A 16,775-nucleotide genomic window follows, 5' to 3' on the forward strand; every position below is an offset into this window, starting at 1 on the left:
GCTTGAACATTTCTCCCCGACGAAGCCCCGTGTTGATAGTCAGAAGGACCATAGGCTGGATGTGGTCGGCGTAATCCTCGGCCCCAATGGGAGCCACTGGCTCCAGCCCGCGTTCGATCAGCCATCGACGATGGCTTTCACGGGCCGTCCTTGCTGCATCTTCACGGTCCATGAGAGCTTGCCGAAGGCGCTTCTCTTCATCGTCGCTCAGGTACCGAACGCGGTGATCGTCTTCCACCCTCGCTTGCTTGACCTTTCGCATCGGGTGATCGGCCAAATGGTCCCATTCGACGGCTTTGGTCAGGGCTGAACGAAGCGCAGCCATCTCGCGGTTGACCGTGCTTGCCTTGGTGCCGGACTTGAGGCGATTGGACTTCCACTTGTCGAGTTGCCATGCCGTCAGGCTGTCCAGCCGCTTGTCGAGCAGGTCATGGAAGGAATGTCGAAGCCGGGCAAGGGTCATTTCCGCCGTACCAAGATGCGTCCCGGCCCATGGACCATAGTGTTCTTCAAGGAACTGGCTAAGTGTCGGCTTCCGCTGTTCGCGCTGGCGTTCGCGTTTCGCTTCGTTGGGATCGATACCGCGTGCCACGTCGCCTAGTACCTTCTTGGCCTCGTCACGGGCTTGGGTCGGCGTCAGCGGCGGAGTGCGGCCGATGACGTAGCGATTCTTGCGACCGTTCCCGCGCAGCCGGTAGACGCACAGGAAGGTCTTGGTGCCGGAGGGATGGACCCGGAGTTGAAACCCGCGCAGGTCCGTGTCGTTGACATCGTAGGGACGCTCGGCCGGCTGCAATGCGGCGACAAGCTGAGCGGTGATCTTGGCTTTCATGGATGAAGTCCTCTCCTGAATGACGGAAGAGGCTTCATCCCGTTGCGTGGTCCACCTGTGGTCCAATTTGAGGGCACGGGGGCGAATCGTCAAGCACAATCCTGCACCTGCTGCCTTTCCTATCTGTCTGATATAGAAAGGAAGAGAGGTGCTTCCATGTGCCTGATCGCGCCTTGGTGTGTTAGCCTTGGAGGCATTCACACGGCAAGGGTCGCAGGTTCGATCCCTGCACCGCCCACCACACCTGCAAATCGGCAAAGAGCAAAACTCCTGCGCGTCGCGCGGGTTCTTTTGCTGCTTGCCGACGATCATCCCCGCTTCCGATCCTTGCTCCCGCGTTTTCCTGCTTCGTTTTTCTTCCCCATCCGCACCATCCGGCGCAAGGCATCCCCGATCATGCCCAGCGAGGTCTTGACCGCGTCGACCGACCAGTCGAGTACGCGCCGCTCGTCGAGGCCGCTGAACGCACGCACCACATCGGGCATGCCGGTGATCGGCGAATCTCTCCATTTCGCCACCGCCTGGGCACGCTTGCCGATCGCGTAGGTCACGCTGGCGTTGGCGACGGTCGAGGAGACGATGGCCGCGATCGGCACAAAGCGCCGTGTCACCGCGCCGCCGAGGCGTCCGGCGAGTCGATGCAGCACACCGCGTACGAGCACATCGCCGGCAATGCTCGCGCTTGCGCCCATCGTCTGCACGCGCATGATCAGCTCGTCGTGCAGGGGCGCGGGCAATTTCAACGCATACAGCGCAAACGTGTCTTCGACCAGTTCGCGCTGTATGCGGGTGAGAAATTTCGCGTCGAGCACTTCGCCGAAGACGAACCCCAGCACGCGGCCCAGTCCGGGGATCGCCTCGATCGCCGCGGTCAACGCGCCGGTCAGCGCGGCGCGCGTGCACTTTCGTCGCAGCAGCGCGACGAACTGCGCTTCGAGGTCGTCGACGCGAATCGCTTCGATCTGCGTACTCGTCTCGCGTGCGGGCGGCGGGTTCTGCGGGTCGCGTTTGATGCGGAGCATGGGCCGCATGCTAGCGGAAATCGCGACTTCCCGTGTTGCAATGCGCGTGTGGTCGCGGGCACGCAGGGCGGAGGCAGCGATCCTGCGGTATTCTTGCATGTTGCCGATTGCCGTCATTTGCCATGTCCGAATCCACTGCCGCCCATCTCGACCGCCACGACACGATTCGCGCCGTTGCCTACGCCGACGGTGTGCTGCGCCTGCTCGACCAGCGCGAGCTGCCGTTCACCGAAGTGCAGATCGAATGCCGAAATGCCGAAGCGGTGGCGAAAGCTATCCGCGACCTCGCCGTGCGCGGCGCGCCTGCGATCGGCATCGCTGCCGCCTGGGGTGTCGTGTTGCAGGCCGGGTTGCTCGACAACGCTGGCCACCCGGTCAGCGTCGCCGCGCTCGCTTCGACGTTCGACACGCTCAATGCCGCGCGTCCGACTGCGGTCAACCTCGCCTGGGCGCTTGCGCGCATGCGCGCGGCGCTCGTTGCGGCGAAGAACGATCCGCTGCATGCGTTGACTGCCGAGGCGCGCGCGATCCAGGACCAGGACCTTGTCGCGAACCGTACGATGGGGGGCATCGGCGCGAGCTTTTTCACCGACGGCATCGGTGTGCTCACGCACTGCAATACGGGTTCGCTCGCGACCGCCGGTTTCGGCACCGCGCTCGGCGTGATCCGTGCCGGATTCGCCGCGGGAAAAATCAAACAGGTCTACGCGGGCGAAACGCGCCCGTGGCTTCAAGGCGCGCGCCTGACCATGTGGGAACTCGTGCGCGACCGCATTCCGGCCAAACTCGTCGCTGATTCGGCCGCTTCGCACCTGATGAAATCGGGCGCGGTGCAATGGGTCATCGTCGGCGCCGACCGCATCGCTGCGAACGGCGACACGGCGAACAAGATCGGCACCTACCAGCTCGCGATCAGCGCAAAGCGCCACGGCGCGAAATTCATGGTCGTCGCGCCGTGGTCCACGGTCGACATGCAGACCCGGCATGGCGACGATATCGAGATCGAACTGCGCGATCCGGCGGAACTGCTGTCGGTGGCGGGCCGGCGCACCGTCGTCGCTGGCGCCGACGCGTGGAACCCGGTCTTCGACGTCACCCCGGCGGAACTGATCGACGTGATCGTCACCGAGCGTGGCGCGATCGAGAAACCATTCGGCCCAGGTCTCGCGAAGCTGGCCGGTACGCGAGACTGAGCGATGCGTCAGCTGGCTCTCTTTTGCGTTGGCGGTGTGCTTGGCTTCATCGTCGATGCGGGCATACTGCAAGTCCTCGTCAGTGGTTTCGCCTGGGACCGATTCAGCGCGCGCCTGATCTCGTTTCTCTGCGCGGCCACGGCGACGTGGCTATTCAATCGCAACCTCACGTTCCAGGGAACGCGCAATCATTCGCGCTTCGGTGAATGGTGGCGCTATATCTTCGCGATGAGCGGTGGGTTCGCTTGCAACTTCACCACCTATTCGGCGCTCGTGCTCGCGTTCGACGTCGATGGCGCGCACCTGCCGCTCGCAGTCGCCGCGGGCTCGGTCGCCGGGCTCGGCGTCAACTATTTCGCCTCGCGCTACTGGATTTATCGCAGCAAGCCGCAGGCGTAGGGATACCCCTTGGAAGGGGTGAATTTGCTTTCTCTCCCAGGTCTTTTTTTGGCCTCGCTCCAACCATCCGTGTCCGTTTCGTCGACAAAGAGATCAAAAGCAAAGCTTGAACCACGGAGGACACGAAGAACACGGAGAACACGGAGAAAAATACATCCGATCTTCAGGCTCTTCTTTGTGTTCTTCGTGTTCTTCGCAGTTCAGTCTCTTGATCTTCCAATTCATTGAAAAATAGTGCGTTTTCAGGGCGTGAAATTCACCAGAAAAACGCCTGCGTATGGTAGAATTGCAACTCTCGAAATCGCCTGATTTCGCACCTGCGCGAAGCGTCGCGCCAGCAGAAAATTTCCAGGAAAATTTCCACGATGGCGGATCTGGCCAAAGAAATCATTCGCGTCAACATCGAAGACGAAATGCGGCAGAGCTACCTCGATTACGCGATGAGCGTGATCGTCGGGCGCGCCCTTCCCGATGTTCGTGACGGCTTGAAACCCGTGCATCGCCGCGTGCTCTACGCGATGCACGAATTGAACAACACCTGGAACCGCGCCTACATCAAATGCGCGCGCGTGGTCGGCGACGTGATCGGCAAGTACCATCCGCACGGCGACCAGTCGGTGTACGACGCGCTCGTGCGCATGGCGCAGGACTTCTCGCTGCGCTATCCGCTCGTCGATGGTCAGGGCAACTTCGGTTCGGTCGACGGCGACAACGCCGCGGCGATGCGCTACACCGAGTGCCGCCTCGATCGCCTCACTTCGGAAATACTCTCCGACCTCGACAAGGAAACGGTCGACTTCCAGCCGAACTACGACGAGAAGGATCTCGAACCGACCGTGCTGCCCGCGCGCGTGCCGAACCTGCTCGTCAACGGCTCGGCCGGCATCGCGGTCGGCATGGCGACCAATGTGCCACCGCACAACCTCAACGAGATCGTCGATGCAACGATCGCGCTGATCGATAATCCCGATCTGGGCTTCGACGAGTTGCTGCGCCTCGTGCCGGGCCCGGACTTTCCGACCCGCGGCATCATCAACGGCGCGGCCGGAATCATCGAGGCGTACAAGACCGGTCGCGGGCGCATCTACGTGCGCGCCAAGGCCGAAATCGAAACCGACGACAACGGCCGCGAGACGATCATCGTCACCGAGCTGCCGTATCAGGTGAACAAGAAGCGCCTGATCGAAGCGATCGCCGAGCTGCACAAGGAAAAGAAGCTCGAGGGTATTTCGCCCGACGGCTTGCGCGACGAGTCCGACAAGGACGGCATGCGCATCGTCATCGAAGTGCGCAAGGACACGCTGGCCGAGGTGTTGCTCAACAACCTCTATCAGCAGACGCAGATGCAGGTGACGTTCGGCATCAACATGGTCGCGCTGGTCGACGGCCAGCCGCGCCTGTTGAGCCTCAAGGAAATCCTCGAAGCGTTCGTCCGCCACCGCCGCGAGGTGGTCACGCGGCGCACGATCTTCGAACTGCGCGAAGCGCGCAAGCGCGCCCACGTGCTCGAAGGCCTCACCGTCGCGCTGGCCAACATCGACGAGATGATTGAACTGATCAAGACCTCGGAGTCGGGGGACGTGGCCAAGGAGCGCATGCTCGCCAAGCGCTGGGAGCCGGGCCTCGTGCGCACGCTGCTCGCCGCCTCCGGCGCAGATGCGTCCAAGCCGGAAGACCTGGCGCCGAACGTCGGCCTGTCCGAAGCCGGCTATCAATTGTCCGACGTGCAGGCGCAGCAGATCCTCGAAATGCGCCTCGCGCGCCTGACCGGGCTCGAGCAGGAAAAACTCACCGACGAGTACAAGGAACTGCTGACCACGATCGCGGGCCTGATCGAGATCCTGCAGAACCCGGACGTGTTGCTCAAGGTCATCCGCGAGGAGCTGGCCGCGATCAAGGCGCAGTACGGCGACCAGCGCCGCACCGTGATTCAGGCCAGCCAGGAAGACCTCGACGTCCTCGATCTGATCGCGGCCGAGGACGTGGTTGTCACGCTTTCGCACGCCGGCTACGCCAAGCGCCAATCGGCGACGATCTACCGCGCGCAGAAGCGTGGCGGCAAGGGTCGTTCGGCCACCGCGATCAAGGAAGAGGATTTCGTCGAGAAGCTCTGGGTCGTCAACACGCACGATACGCTGCTCGCGTTCACCAGCCTCGGTCGCGTGTATTGGCTGAAAGTATACAAAATCCCCGAGGCCGGCCCGAACTCGCGCGGGCGCCCGATCGTCAACCTGCTCCAGCTCGAAGAGGGCGAGAAGGTGCAGGCGATCCTGCCGGTGCGCGAATACATCGAAAACAACTACGTGTTCTTCGCCACGCGCAACGGCACGGTCAAGAAGACGCCGCTGACCGAATTCGAATTCCAGTTGCAAAAGGGCAAGGCCGCCATTTCGCTCGACGACGATGATGCGCTCGTCGATGTGCAGCTCACCGATGGCAGCCACGACGTGATGCTGTTTGCCTCGAATGGCCGCACCGTACGCTTCGCCGAGGGCGAAGTGCGCGCGATGGGTCGCGGCGCGAGCGGCGTGCGCGGTATCCGCCTCGCTGCGGGCGCGCAGGTCGTCTCGCTGCTCGTCGTCGAGCATGCCGTGGAGCAGGCCGGTGACGAAGACGAGTCGGGCGACGTGGCCGAAGGCGAAGTGCTGGTCGACGAATCCGCATCGTCGTCGGCGACCTACGTGCTTACCGCGACCGAACGCGGCTACGGCAAGCGCACGCCGCTGTCGAAGTACCCGCGCAAGGGCCGCGGCATCCAGGGGGTCATCGGCATCCAGTGTTCCGAACGCAACGGCAACCTGGTCGGCGCGGTCGAACTCGATGACGCGCACGAAGTCATGCTGATCTCGAACCAGGGCACGCTCGTGCGCACGCGCGCGAACGAAATCGCCAAGGTCGGGCGCAATACGCAGGGCGTGACCTTGATCCGCTTGCCGGCAGAGGAGTCGCTGGTGGGCGTGGTGGCGGTCGAGTCGCTTGGTGCCGAGAGTGATGCTGACGATGCAGATTCTGAAACATCACCTGCATCTGTGGAATAGCAGTAGGTTGAGGTAAGCGCAAGCGAACCCCGACATCGTGCCCCCATATCATGGGCATGGTTGGGATTCGCTCGCGCTCATCCCAACCTGCGATCAGCATTCTGATCAAATCACCGCGAGCATCGACGCCGCATCGGACACCTTGAACTCGCCCGGCGCTTCAAGGTGCAGCACCTTGACCACGCCGTTGTCGGCGTAGAGGGCGAAGCGCTTGCCGCGCATGCCGAGGCCGAACGCGGTGCCGTCCATTTCCAGGCCGAGCGCCTTGGTGAACACGCCGTTGCCGTCGGCGAGCATCCACAGGCCTTCGGGCACGTGCTGGTTTTTTGACCAGGCGTCCATCACGAAGGCGTCGTTGACCGCGATGCAGGCGACATCCACGTTCTTGTTTTTGAACTCCGCGAACTTTTCCACGTAGCCGGGCAGGTGCTTGGCCGAGCAGGTCGGCGTGAACGCGCCGGGCACGGAGAACAGCACGACTTTCTTGCCTTTGAAGATCTCGTCCGTGTTGATCGCCTGCACGCCGTCCTTGAGATAGTTGAGGGTGACGTTGGGAAGGGTGCCGCCGACGGCGATGGTCATGGTTCTTCTCCTTTCAAGGGTAGGGCTGGCAATGATAATCCCTGCTTTGACACTTGAAATGATTTTCGTCATCCGCATTTTTCCCGTCAGCGGGCAATCGGCCCGAATCACTTGCAGGAAACCGGACATGACCATTACCCAATACCAGAACTGGCTGCGCCCGCATCACCGCCACTTCTTCGTCGATCACCAGGATGCGAATTCGTGGACGCCGCGCGTCGACGTGCGCGAGGAGGACGGTCGCTACGTGATCCTCGCCGACATTCCCGGCGTGGACCCGAAGGACATCGAGATCAGCATGGCCAAGGGCGTGCTGACGATCAAGGGCGAGCGCAAGCAGGAAACGGCTGCGGAGAACGCCAAGGTGACGCGCGTCGAGCGCCGTCACGGTGCCTTCGAGCGCAGCTTCGCCCTGCCCGACAGCGCCGATGCGGATGCGATCACGGCGAGCGGCAAGAACGGCGTGCTCGAGATCGCGATCCCGAAGAAGGCGCAGGCCGCGCCGCGCAAGATCGCGGTGAACTGAGGTTCCCGCTGCTGGTCCATCGTTGTTGATGCAACCCGCGGTCGGCTATGCTGGCCGCGGGTATTCTGTTTTCCGGCGTCATTCCGGCCCCATTCCGGGGCCGCCGCGGAGGCGGAGCCCGGAGTCCAGTTCTCCGTCTTTGCGGGTTTGATGGGCAGACAAGAACAGGAACCGGATTTCCGCCTGCGCGGGAACGACAAGCATTCGGATCGCCCTCGAGTATCGCGAATCACACATGCAATTCAAAGACTACTACGACATCCTCGGCGTCAAGCCCGGCGCAACCGACGCGGAAATCAAGACCGCATACCGCAAGCTCGCCAAGAAATACCACCCCGACGTAAGCAAGGAAGCGGGTGCTGAGGAGAAATTCAAATCGGTCAACGAGGCTTACGAAGCGCTGCGCGATCCGGCCAAGCGCAAGGCCTACGACCAGATCAAGGCGCAGGGCTATCGGCCGGGCCAGGAATACCAGCCGCAGCCGAATTTCGGCGAGGGCCAGGGTTTCGATTTCTCCGACGTCGGCGAGGGTGGATTCTCCGACTTCTTCGAGTCGCTGTTTGGCGGCGGCGGTCGTGGCGGCCCGCGCGGCCGTGCCGGTCCGCGGCGCGGGCGCGACGTGCAGGCACGTGTGGAAATCCCGCTGGCGACAGCGTTCAGCGGCGGCAGGGAGCGCATCACCCTGCGCGACGCCGGTGGCGGCGAGCGCACGCTCGAGGTGAAAATTCCCGCGGGCATCCTGTCGGGTCAGCAGATTCGCCTCGCGGGGCAGGGCTCGCCCGGTTCGCAAGGCGCGCAGGCAGGCGATCTGCTGCTCGAAGTTGCGGTGCGCGAAGATGGCCGCTTCCGCCTCGACGGTCGCGACGTGTTGCTGACCCTCGCGATCGCGCCGTGGCAGGCCGCGCTCGGCGGCACGGTGACGGTTCCAACGCTCGGTGGCGACGTGGAATTGAAGATACCCGCGGGTTCGGACAGCGGCAAACGCATGCGCCTGCGCGGTCGCGGAATGCCCGGCGCACCGGCAGGCGATCAGTTCATCACCTTGCAGGTGCATGCGCCGCCGGCGCATACCGACGCGCAGCGCAAGCTCTACGAGCAGATGGCGCAGGAGTTCGGTGAATCGGTCGTGCGCGCGTAACGTCGGTTTTCGCTCGTCATTACCCGCATGCTTGTGGCGGGAATCCGGTGTCTTTCGCTTTCGAAAGCCTGGTCCCGTGAAAAGGCGCGGGATTCCCGCCGAGCGCACGGGAATGCCGGGTCAAAACTTTTCGATGCGGGTTTGCCCGTGTCGATCCGGATCGACGATGCTTTCCAACTCACGCGGCGGCGGGCAGCAGGTTCTTGATCGCCTGCACGAGTTCCTTCTCGTCGATCGGCTTGGTCACGTAAGCCTTGGCGCCCTGGCGCATGCCCCAGACCTTGTCGGTCTCCTGGCCTTTGGTGGTGACCAGGATCACCGGGATGTGGCTTGTCGTCGGTTCGCGCGCGAGCATGCGCGTGGCCTGGAAGCCGTTGAGGTTCGGCATCACCACGTCCATCAGGATCAGGTCGGGGATATCGCGTTTGGCGGCGTCGACGCCCGAAGCGCCATCCTCGGCCGTCGTCGCGGCATGGCCAAGTTTCTCGACGATGCGTTTGAGGCCGAGCAATTGAGTGGGCGAATCATCAACGATCAGTATGCGAGCCATGTACGGATGCCTGCCCCCTGCAGGATGAGTTGAAGGTTGATTGTAGGCACAAGTTTTCGGTTGCGACAGTGCTCGTAGCGCGTGCGTGATGGGCGTCACGGTTGCGCTATCGTACCCGATTCAAGGCTTGACCACGGTGCGACCGAACGCGCCGCCTGCAAGCATCGTGTCGAACACGGCCGGCAACTGGTCGAGGCCGACTTCGCGCGTGGCGATGCGGTCCAGATGCGCGGGCTTCCAGTCGCTGGCCAGATGCTGCCAGACGGCGTCGCGGATGTCGCGCGCGGTGCCGGCCGAGGCGATGCCGAGCAGGCTGACACCGCGCAGGATGAACGGCATCACCGTCGTCGCGAGCGATGGATCGGCGGCGAGGCCGCAACAGGCGATGTTGCCGTAGGGGTGGATGACGCGGGTGAGGCCGGCGAGCATCTCGCCACCGACGTTGTCGATCGCACCGGCCCAGCGGCTCGTTTCGAGCGGGCGCTGGCCCCAGTACAGATCCTTGCGCGAGATGCACTGCCTGGCACCCAGCGCGATCAGGTCGTCGAAGTGTTCGAGCTTGCCGCTGATCGCATGCGCCTCGTAGCCCGCGCGCGTGAGGATGCCGATCGCGAGCGAACCGACGCCGCCGGTCGCGCCGGTGACGACGATCGGGCCCATCGACGGTACTTGTCCATTTTGCCGCATTCTATACAGCGACAGCCCGGCGGTGAAACCGGCCGTGCCGAGGATCATCGCTTCGCGCAGCGTCAGCCCGTTCGGCAATGCAATGACCCATTTCGATTCGAGCCGCGCGTATTCGGCGTAGCCACCGTCGCGCGTTTCCGAAAGCCCGCAGCCGGTGACGAGCACGGCGTCGCCTTCCTTGAAGTTCGCGTCGCTCGATTCGACGACGTGGCCGGCGACGTCGATGCCGCCGACCAGTGGTGACTCGCGCAGGATCTTGCCCTTGCCGGTGCCGGCGAGTGCGTCCTTGTAGTTGACTGACGAATGGTCGACCTTGATGACGACTTCGCCGGGCGAAAGGTCGTCGAGTTTCAACTGCTCGATTCCGGCGCGGTAATTGCCGCGGTCGGCGTGGATGCGGAAAGCAGAGAAGTTTTCAGGAGGCATGTGAAACCCGTTTTCCATCCGATTCGAACAATACGATACCTGACATCCGCCGACCCGCCTCGCGGCGCCTGGCCGACTGAAACTTGTACAGCAGGTGCCACAGGTGCGCACCGCGCATCGTGCGCCTGACGCGCAAGGACTCATCCCAGGTCGAGCGGAACTCGACTTCGCGCCAACCCAGCGGGGAAAAAAACGTGGTGCCTTCCGCCGGGCCGAAGAGGAAGGGTGCATTGCCGTCGCGCAGGCGGCGCGCCCAGGTGCGTTCAAGGAATTTGAGCAGCATCGGTGACGCGAGGTCGGCAATCCACCAGCGCGCCTGGGCGACGTCGTGGAGGTCGCGTGCGAGCGCGGTGACCTGCGGCGCTTCGAGATAGATCAACAGGCCTTCGCTGATCACCAGCAGCGGTCCCTGCGCGCGCGCGTATGCGAACACCTCGCGGCGCTTCCCGGCGATGCGCAGATCGGCTTCGATGAATTCAAGTTCGCAGCGCGGCGCTTCGCCGGCCATGCGTTCACGGTAATACGCGACCATATCGGGCATGTCGACGTGCAGCCATCGCAGCGAGGGCGGCAGGTCGAGGCGGTACGGTCGCGCGTCGAGCCCCGCAGCGAGATTGAGCACGTTCTTGATGCCGTCGCGCACGCAGCGCTGCACGATCTCGTCGATCACGACCGTGCGCACGATCATCGGCCAAGCCATCGTCCTGCCGTGTGGAATCGAGGCGACGATCGCCTCGCCGCGAGCGCCCGCGAGCCGGCGCGCGTAGGGATCGCGGAACAGAGCGTCAGCCCGCTCGCTTTCCATCGCGCGATACACCGCGACCCACAGCGCGGTGTCGGAAACATTGCGGATCGGGTTTGCCGTCACGTCGCTAGCCATGAACCGATCGCCCCGAGCTGGCCGAAAGGGGAACGCCGGGTCCGCATTCGTTCATGCCTCTACAAGCTCGGCAGGAACGGACGCGCAATCAGTTCACCTTGTGGATCGCACGCTTGTCGACCGCGAGCGCGGCTTCGTGCACGGCCTCGCTCAGCGTCGGGTGTGCGTGGATGATGCGCGCGAGGTCCTCGGCGGAGCCGTGGAATTCCATCGCGACGACGGCTTCGGCGATCAGTTCGGATACGCCCGGACCGACCATGTGCACGCCGAGCAGGCGATCGGTTTCGGCGTGGGCGAGGATCTTCACGAAGCCCGCGGTCTCGTTCATCGCGACGGCGCGGCCGATCGCGGCGAACGGGAAGCTGCCGGCCTTGTACGGGATGCCAGCCTTTTTCAGCTCGTCCTCGGTCTTGCCGGCCCAGGCGATTTCCGGTTCGGTGTAGATGACCCACGGGATGTAGTCGTAGTTGACGTGGCCCGGCTTGCCGGCGATCAGTTCGGCGACGGCGATGCCTTCCTCGAAACCCTTGTGCGCGAGCATCGGCCCGCGCACGCAGTCGCCGACGGCCCAGATACCGGGAGCGCCGGTCGCGCAGTGTTCATCGACGACAATGCGGCCGCGATCGTCGAGCTGGACGCCGGTGCCTTCGGCGAGCAGGCCGTTCGTCGCGGCACGGCGACCGACCGCGACCAGCAGCTTGTCGACGACGAGCTTCGTCTCGCCCTTTGCGTCGGCACAGGTGACTTCCACCGTATTGCCTTTGACCTCGACCTTCGACACCTTGGCGCCGAGCCTGATGTCGAGGCCTTGCTTGGCGAATTCCTTCGCGGCGACCTTGGCGACGTCCTTTTCCGCGGCGGCGAGGAATTCCGGCAGCGCTTCGAGGATGGTCACTTCGGCGCCGAGGCGGCGCCAGACGCTGCCGAGTTCGAGGCCGATCACGCCGGCGCCGATCACGCCGAGGCGCTTGGGCACCGCGCCGAAGTCGAGCGCGCCGGCGTTGTCGACGATGTTCTTGCCGTCGAACTTGGCGAACGGCAGCTCGATCGAGGTCGAGCCCGCGGCAAGGATGATGTTCGGCGCAGTCAGTTCGGTCGTGGTGCCGTCGAAACGCTTGACGCTGACGATCTTGTTCGGCTTCAACGTGCCGAAGCCGTCGTACGCGGCGATCTTGTTGCCCTTGAACAGCAGCGCGACGCCGCTGGTGAACTGTTTGACGATCTTGTCCTTGCGCCCGACCATCGTGCCGATGTTTATCGCCGCGTCGCGCGTCGTGATGCCGTGCACGTCGAAGTGCTGGGTCAGGTTCCAGAATTGCCTGGACGAGTCGAGCAGCGCCTTCGACGGAATGCAGCCGACGTTGAGGCAGGTGCCGCCGAGCGCGAGCTTGCCGTCCTTGCCCTTGAAGTTGTCGATGCACGCGGTCTTGAGGCCGAGCTGCGCGGCGCGGATCGCGGCGTGGTAGCCGGCGGGGCCGCCGCCGATGACGATGACGTCGAATTGGTCTGCCATGGAGCAAGAGTCCTGGTTGAAAACGGGGCTCGGGACTCGGGATCCTGGACTCGGGAGCGCCTGGCCCCCGAGTCGCAAAGTCCTCGTCGGTATTTCTGCCGAGCCCCGGGTCCCGAGTCCCGAGTCCCGGCGTTTGCTTACATGCCGAGCAACATCCGCTGCGGGTTCTCGAGCTGGTTCTTGATGTCGACGAGGAACAGCACCGCGTCCTTGCCGTCGATGATGCGGTGGTCGTAGCTGATCGCCACGTACATCATCGGCGCGGCGACCACCTGGCCATTCTCGGCGATTGCGCGCTCCTTGATCGCGTGCATGCCGAGGATCGCGCTTTGCGGCGGGTTGACGATCGGCGTGGAAAACAGCGAGCCGAACGTGCCGCCGTTGGTGATCGTGAACGTGCCGCCTTGCAGGTCGTCCAGGGTGAGGCCGCCTTCGCGAGCCTTCTTCGCATATCCGGCGATCGCTTTCTCGATCTCGGCGAAGCCCATGTTCTGCGCATCACGCAGTACCGGCGTGACCAGACCCTTGTCGGTCGACACGGCGACGGAGATATCCTGATAGGCGTGGTAGATGACGTCGTTGCCGTCGACCGAGGCATTCACGATCGGGTGGCGCTTGAGCGCTTCGGCCGCAGCCTTGACGAAGAAACTCATGAAGCCGAGTTTGATGCCGTTGGCTTTCTCGAACGCCTCGCCGAGTTCCTTGCGCATCGCCGCGACCTTGGCGAGGTTGATCTCGTTGAACGAGGTCAGCATCGCGATCGAGTTCTTCGACTGCATCAGGCGTTCGGCGATTTTCGCGCGCATGCGCGTCATCGGCACACGCTCTTCGGTACGCGCACCGACTGCGCGCGCGGCGCCGGGGGCCGCGGGCTGGGAGCCGGGAGCGGCCCGGTCGGACTTCATGTAGTTGACGAGGTCCTCCTTGGTCACCGCACCGCCACGGCCGCTGCCGGCCACCGCGGATGGATCGATCTGGTTTTCGGCCGCAACGCGGCGGCCGGCCGGGGAGAGCGCATCGACGCCGGCGGCAGTGCGAACGGCGGCGGCTGGCGCCGGAGCCGGAGCGGCCTTTGCCGCAGGAGTGGCCACAGCGGCCGGCGCTGAAGCGGCGGCGCCTTCCTCGAGGATCGCGAGCAGCTGCTGACTGGTCACGGTTGCGCCCGTGTCGAACTTGATTTCCTTGAGCACGCCGTCGGCCGGCGCCGGCACCTCGAGCACGACCTTGTCGGTTTCGAGATCGACGAGATTCTCGTCGCGCTTGACCACGTCACCCGGCTTCTTGTGCCAGGTGGCGATCGTTGCGTCGGCGACGGATTCGGGCAGTACCGGAACTTTGACTTCAATCGTCATGAGGCGTCCTTGGAAAAGAAAATTTTTTAACGCGGAGAAAGGCGGATCAAATCGGATAGGAGCGGATCGAGCTTTTTCAATTCAGAGCTTTGCCGGCTCTCGTCGTCTTTCATCCGCTCTGATCCGCGGTCAATGCTTTTTTGGTCAATCCGCCGAGTAGTCGTCGCCCGGAGCCTTGACCAGCGCGTCCTCGACGAGCTTGGCCTGCTCGGCGATGTGCGTGCTCAAGTGGCCGCAGGCCGGAGCCGGCGAGCGCGTGCGGCCGGCGTAGTGCAGCGTGTGTTCGTCGCCGATACACGCGGCGAGGTGATGCTTGATCTGATACCACGCGCCCTGGTTCTGCGGCTCTTCCTGGCACCAGACGACTTCCTGCACGTTGGGATACCTGGCCAGCTCGGCCTGCACCTGCGGGCGCGGGAACGGATAGAGCTGTTCGACGCGCACGATGGCGACGTCGCCGAGCTTGCGCTTCGCGGCTTCCTGGACGAGGTCGTAGTAGACCTTGCCCGAACAGAACACGATGCGCTTGACCGCTTTCGCGTCCTTCGCGGTCGAATCGGCGATGACGAGTTGGAAGCTGCCGCTGGAAAGATCGTCGAGCGTCGACACCGCGAGCGGATGACGCAGCAGCGACTTCGGCGTCATCACCACGAGCGGCTTGCGCACGTCGCGCAGCATCTGCCGGCGCAGCAGGTGGAACATCTGCGCGGGCGTGGTCGGCACGACGACCTGCATGTTCTCGAGCGCGCACAACTGCAGGTAGCGTTCCAGGCGTGCCGAGGAATGTTCCGGACCCTGGCCCTCGTAGCCGTGCGGCAACAGCAGCACGAGGCCCGAGAAGCGCGACCATTTCGCTTCACCCGAGGAGATGAACTGGTCGATGACGACCTGCGCGCCGTTGGCGAAGTCGCCGAACTGTCCTTCCCAGAGCACGAGCGTGCGCGGCTCGGACGTCGAGTAGCCGTACTCGAACGCCATCACCGCTTCCTCGCTGAGCAACGAGTCGATCACCGCGACCGTGGCGCCGTCGCGCACGCGGGTCAACATCGTGATGTCGCGGCCGCTGTTCTGGTCGTGCAGCACGGCGTGGCGGTGCGAGAACGTGCCGCGGCCGACGTCCTGGCCGACCAGACGCAGGTCGTAGCCGGCATCGATCAGCGTGGCGTAGGCGAGGTTCTCGGCGAAGCCCCAGTCCATCGGCTGCGTGCCGGCAGCCATCTTGGCGCGCGCGTCATAGACCTTGCCGACCTGCGCCTGCAGGGTGAAGTCCTTCGGCACGTCGAGGATCTTCGCGTTGAGCGCGGCGAGCTTGTCCTTGGGCACGCCGGTGTCGACCGCTTGGTCGAGCGAAGCGTCGAGGTGGCGCGTCCAGTCGATCGCGAACGCATCCTTGAAGTTCGAATCGAGCGCGGGAATCGGCTGGCCGGCTTCGAGCTTGGCGCGATAGGTGTCGACGAGTTCCTGCGCGTCGCCCCCGGCGATCGTGCCTTCGGCCTCGAGCCGCTTGGCGTAGATGTCGCGCGCCGGCGGCCGCGACTTGATGATCTTGTACATCAGCGGCTGCGTCGCTGACGGCTCGTCGGCTTCGTTGTGGCCGTGGCGGCGATAACAGACCAGGTCGATGACCACGTCGCGGTGGAACCGGGAGCGGTAGTCGAAGGCGAGGCGGGTGACGAACAGCACGGCCTCGGGATCGTCGCCGTTGACGTGGAACACCGGCGCGTTGACCATCTTGGCGACGTCGGTGCAATACAGCGTCGAGCGCGTGTCGTGCGGGTTGGACGTGGTGAAGCCGACCTGGTTGTTGACGACGATGTGGATCGTGCCGCCGACGCCGAAGCCGCGCGTCTGCGACATGTTGAACAGTTCCATGTTCACGCCCTGGCCGGCGAAGGCCGAGTCGCCATGGATCAGCACGGGCAACACCTGATGGTGGTCGCGGTCGCTGCGATGCGTCTGGCGTGCGCGTACGGAGCCGACGACCACCGGGTTGACGATCTCTAGGTGCGAAGGGTTGAACGCGAGCACGACGTGCATGGTCTTGTCGCCGCTCTTCAGGTCGGCGGAGAAACCCATGTGGTATTTCACGTCGCCCGAATGCGCCGGGTCGTCCGGATGGTCGAACTTGCCCTCGAATTCGGCGAACAGCTTCTGCGGTGCCTTGCCGAGAATGTTGACCAGCACGTTGAGGCGGCCGCGGTGGGCCATGCCGACCACGATTTCCCTGACCCCGTCGCTGCCGGCGCGGCGGACCAGGTCGTCCAGCAGCGGCACCAGCGCGTCGCCGCCTTCCAGCGAGAAGCGCTTCTGGCCGACGTACTTGGTGTGCAGGTAGCGTTCCAGACCTTCCGAGGCAGTGAGTCGGTCCAGGATGTGGCGCTTCTCGTCGGCGCTGTAGTTGGGCTTGCTGCGGATCGACTCCAGGCGTTCCTGCCACCAGCGCTTCTCGGTCGGATCGGTGCAGTGCATGAACTCGGCACCGATGGTGCCGCAGTAGGTCTCGCGCAAGGCCTGGACGATCTCGCGCAGCGTCATGTTCTCGGCCTTGCCGAAGTACGTGTTCGCGGCGCTGAACGTGATGTCCATGTCGGACTCGCTCAGGTCGTAGAACGCCGGCTCGAGTTCTGGAATCTTCGG

General features: G+C 64.0%; 14 protein-coding genes. 5 read left to right on the forward strand and 9 right to left on the reverse strand.

Going from position 1 to position 16,775, the window contains the following annotated elements; translation table 11 throughout:
* The coding region (locus AC16HO_RS00100; protein ID WP_484335246.1) for a phage integrase at window positions 1-832 on the reverse strand (832 nt) is incomplete at its 3' end.
* A 308-nt stretch (window positions 833-1,140) separates the two neighbouring features.
* Window positions 1,141-1,854, reverse strand: a complete 714-nt coding sequence (locus AC16HO_RS00105; protein ID WP_395641893.1) for a hypothetical protein — start codon at window positions 1,852-1,854, stop codon at window positions 1,141-1,143.
* A 122-nt stretch (window positions 1,855-1,976) separates the two neighbouring features.
* Here AC16HO_RS00105 and mtnA point away from each other — a divergent pair, with 122 nt between their 5' ends.
* The 3 genes from mtnA (at window position 1,977) to gyrA (ending at window position 6,484) form a co-directional block, all read left to right on the forward strand.
* Window positions 1,977-3,047 carry an S-methyl-5-thioribose-1-phosphate isomerase gene (gene mtnA, locus AC16HO_RS00110; RefSeq protein WP_395641894.1) on the forward strand — a complete coding sequence of 357 codons (1,071 nt, stop codon included), beginning with the start codon at window positions 1,977-1,979 and terminating at the stop codon, window positions 3,045-3,047.
* A 3-nt stretch (window positions 3,048-3,050) separates the two neighbouring features.
* Window positions 3,051-3,446, forward strand: coding sequence for a GtrA family protein (locus tag AC16HO_RS00115; RefSeq protein WP_395641895.1), 396 nt, complete (start codon window positions 3,051-3,053; stop codon window positions 3,444-3,446).
* Between the two features lie 365 nt (window positions 3,447-3,811).
* Window positions 3,812-6,484, forward strand: a complete 2,673-nt coding sequence (gene gyrA / locus AC16HO_RS00120; protein WP_395641896.1) for a DNA gyrase subunit A — start codon at window positions 3,812-3,814, stop codon at window positions 6,482-6,484.
* A gap of 105 nt (window positions 6,485-6,589) precedes the next feature.
* Here gyrA and AC16HO_RS00125 read toward each other — a convergent pair whose 3' ends face one another.
* Window positions 6,590-7,066: a peroxiredoxin gene (locus tag AC16HO_RS00125; RefSeq protein ID WP_395642162.1), complete on the reverse strand. Its 477-nt coding sequence runs from the start codon at window positions 7,064-7,066 to the stop codon at window positions 6,590-6,592.
* Window positions 7,067-7,193: 127 nt separating this feature from the next.
* Between AC16HO_RS00125 and AC16HO_RS00130 the strand changes: the two genes are divergently transcribed.
* A complete protein-coding gene (locus AC16HO_RS00130; protein ID WP_395641897.1) occupies window positions 7,194-7,592 on the forward strand; it encodes an Hsp20/alpha crystallin family protein in 399 nt (132 codons plus the stop codon).
* Between the two features lie 235 nt (window positions 7,593-7,827).
* Entirely contained in the window at window positions 7,828-8,730 is a 903-nt protein-coding gene (locus AC16HO_RS00135; RefSeq protein ID WP_395641898.1) for a DnaJ C-terminal domain-containing protein, read from the forward strand.
* A gap of 178 nt (window positions 8,731-8,908) precedes the next feature.
* Here the strand turns inward: AC16HO_RS00135 and pilH are convergent, their stop codons facing one another.
* The 6 genes from pilH to AC16HO_RS00165 form a co-directional block, all read right to left on the reverse strand.
* Window positions 8,909-9,280 (reverse strand): twitching motility response regulator PilH, encoded by a 372-nt coding sequence (gene pilH / locus AC16HO_RS00140; protein ID WP_395641899.1) that lies wholly within the window; start codon window positions 9,278-9,280, stop codon window positions 8,909-8,911.
* A 120-nt stretch (window positions 9,281-9,400) separates the two neighbouring features.
* Window positions 9,401-10,393: an oxidoreductase gene (locus tag AC16HO_RS00145; RefSeq protein ID WP_395641900.1), complete on the reverse strand. Its 993-nt coding sequence runs from the start codon at window positions 10,391-10,393 to the stop codon at window positions 9,401-9,403.
* Window positions 10,383-11,273 carry a class I SAM-dependent methyltransferase gene (locus tag AC16HO_RS00150; protein WP_395641901.1) on the reverse strand — a complete coding sequence of 297 codons (891 nt, stop codon included), beginning with the start codon at window positions 11,271-11,273 and terminating at the stop codon, window positions 10,383-10,385. The genes AC16HO_RS00145 and AC16HO_RS00150 overlap by 11 nt, the downstream gene beginning before the upstream one ends.
* An 88-nt stretch (window positions 11,274-11,361) precedes the next feature.
* The gene (gene lpdA, locus AC16HO_RS00155; protein ID WP_395641902.1) at window positions 11,362-12,786 is read right to left on the reverse strand and encodes a dihydrolipoyl dehydrogenase; all 1,425 of its coding nucleotides are present in this window, start codon (window positions 12,784-12,786) and stop codon (window positions 11,362-11,364) included.
* A gap of 137 nt (window positions 12,787-12,923) precedes the next feature.
* Window positions 12,924-14,138, reverse strand: a complete 1,215-nt coding sequence (odhB, locus tag AC16HO_RS00160; protein WP_395641903.1) for a 2-oxoglutarate dehydrogenase complex dihydrolipoyllysine-residue succinyltransferase — start codon at window positions 14,136-14,138, stop codon at window positions 12,924-12,926.
* Between the two features lie 144 nt (window positions 14,139-14,282).
* Window positions 14,283-16,775: 2-oxoglutarate dehydrogenase E1 component (locus AC16HO_RS00165; RefSeq protein WP_484335247.1), on the reverse strand; the 2,493-nt coding region annotated here is incomplete at its 5' end.

It is taken from the genome of Rudaea sp. (genome assembly GCF_057139185.1).

Coding starts and splice junctions, on each gene's coding strand:
- AC16HO_RS00105 (WP_395641893.1), bottom strand. CDS start 1,854: ATGCTCCGCATCAAACGCGACCCGCAGAACCCGCCGCCCGCACGCGAG.
- mtnA (WP_395641894.1), top strand. CDS start 1,977: ATGTCCGAATCCACTGCCGCCCATCTCGACCGCCACGACACGATTCGC.
- AC16HO_RS00115 (WP_395641895.1), top strand. CDS start 3,051: ATGCGTCAGCTGGCTCTCTTTTGCGTTGGCGGTGTGCTTGGCTTCATC.
- gyrA (WP_395641896.1), top strand. CDS start 3,812: ATGGCGGATCTGGCCAAAGAAATCATTCGCGTCAACATCGAAGACGAA.
- AC16HO_RS00125 (WP_395642162.1), bottom strand. CDS start 7,066: ATGACCATCGCCGTCGGCGGCACCCTTCCCAACGTCACCCTCAACTAT.
- AC16HO_RS00130 (WP_395641897.1), top strand. CDS start 7,194: ATGACCATTACCCAATACCAGAACTGGCTGCGCCCGCATCACCGCCAC.
- AC16HO_RS00135 (WP_395641898.1), top strand. CDS start 7,828: ATGCAATTCAAAGACTACTACGACATCCTCGGCGTCAAGCCCGGCGCA.
- pilH (WP_395641899.1), bottom strand. CDS start 9,280: ATGGCTCGCATACTGATCGTTGATGATTCGCCCACTCAATTGCTCGGC.
- AC16HO_RS00145 (WP_395641900.1), bottom strand. CDS start 10,393: ATGCCTCCTGAAAACTTCTCTGCTTTCCGCATCCACGCCGACCGCGGC.
- AC16HO_RS00150 (WP_395641901.1), bottom strand. CDS start 11,273: ATGGCTAGCGACGTGACGGCAAACCCGATCCGCAATGTTTCCGACACC.
- lpdA (WP_395641902.1), bottom strand. CDS start 12,786: ATGGCAGACCAATTCGACGTCATCGTCATCGGCGGCGGCCCCGCCGGC.
- odhB (WP_395641903.1), bottom strand. CDS start 14,138: ATGACGATTGAAGTCAAAGTTCCGGTACTGCCCGAATCCGTCGCCGAC.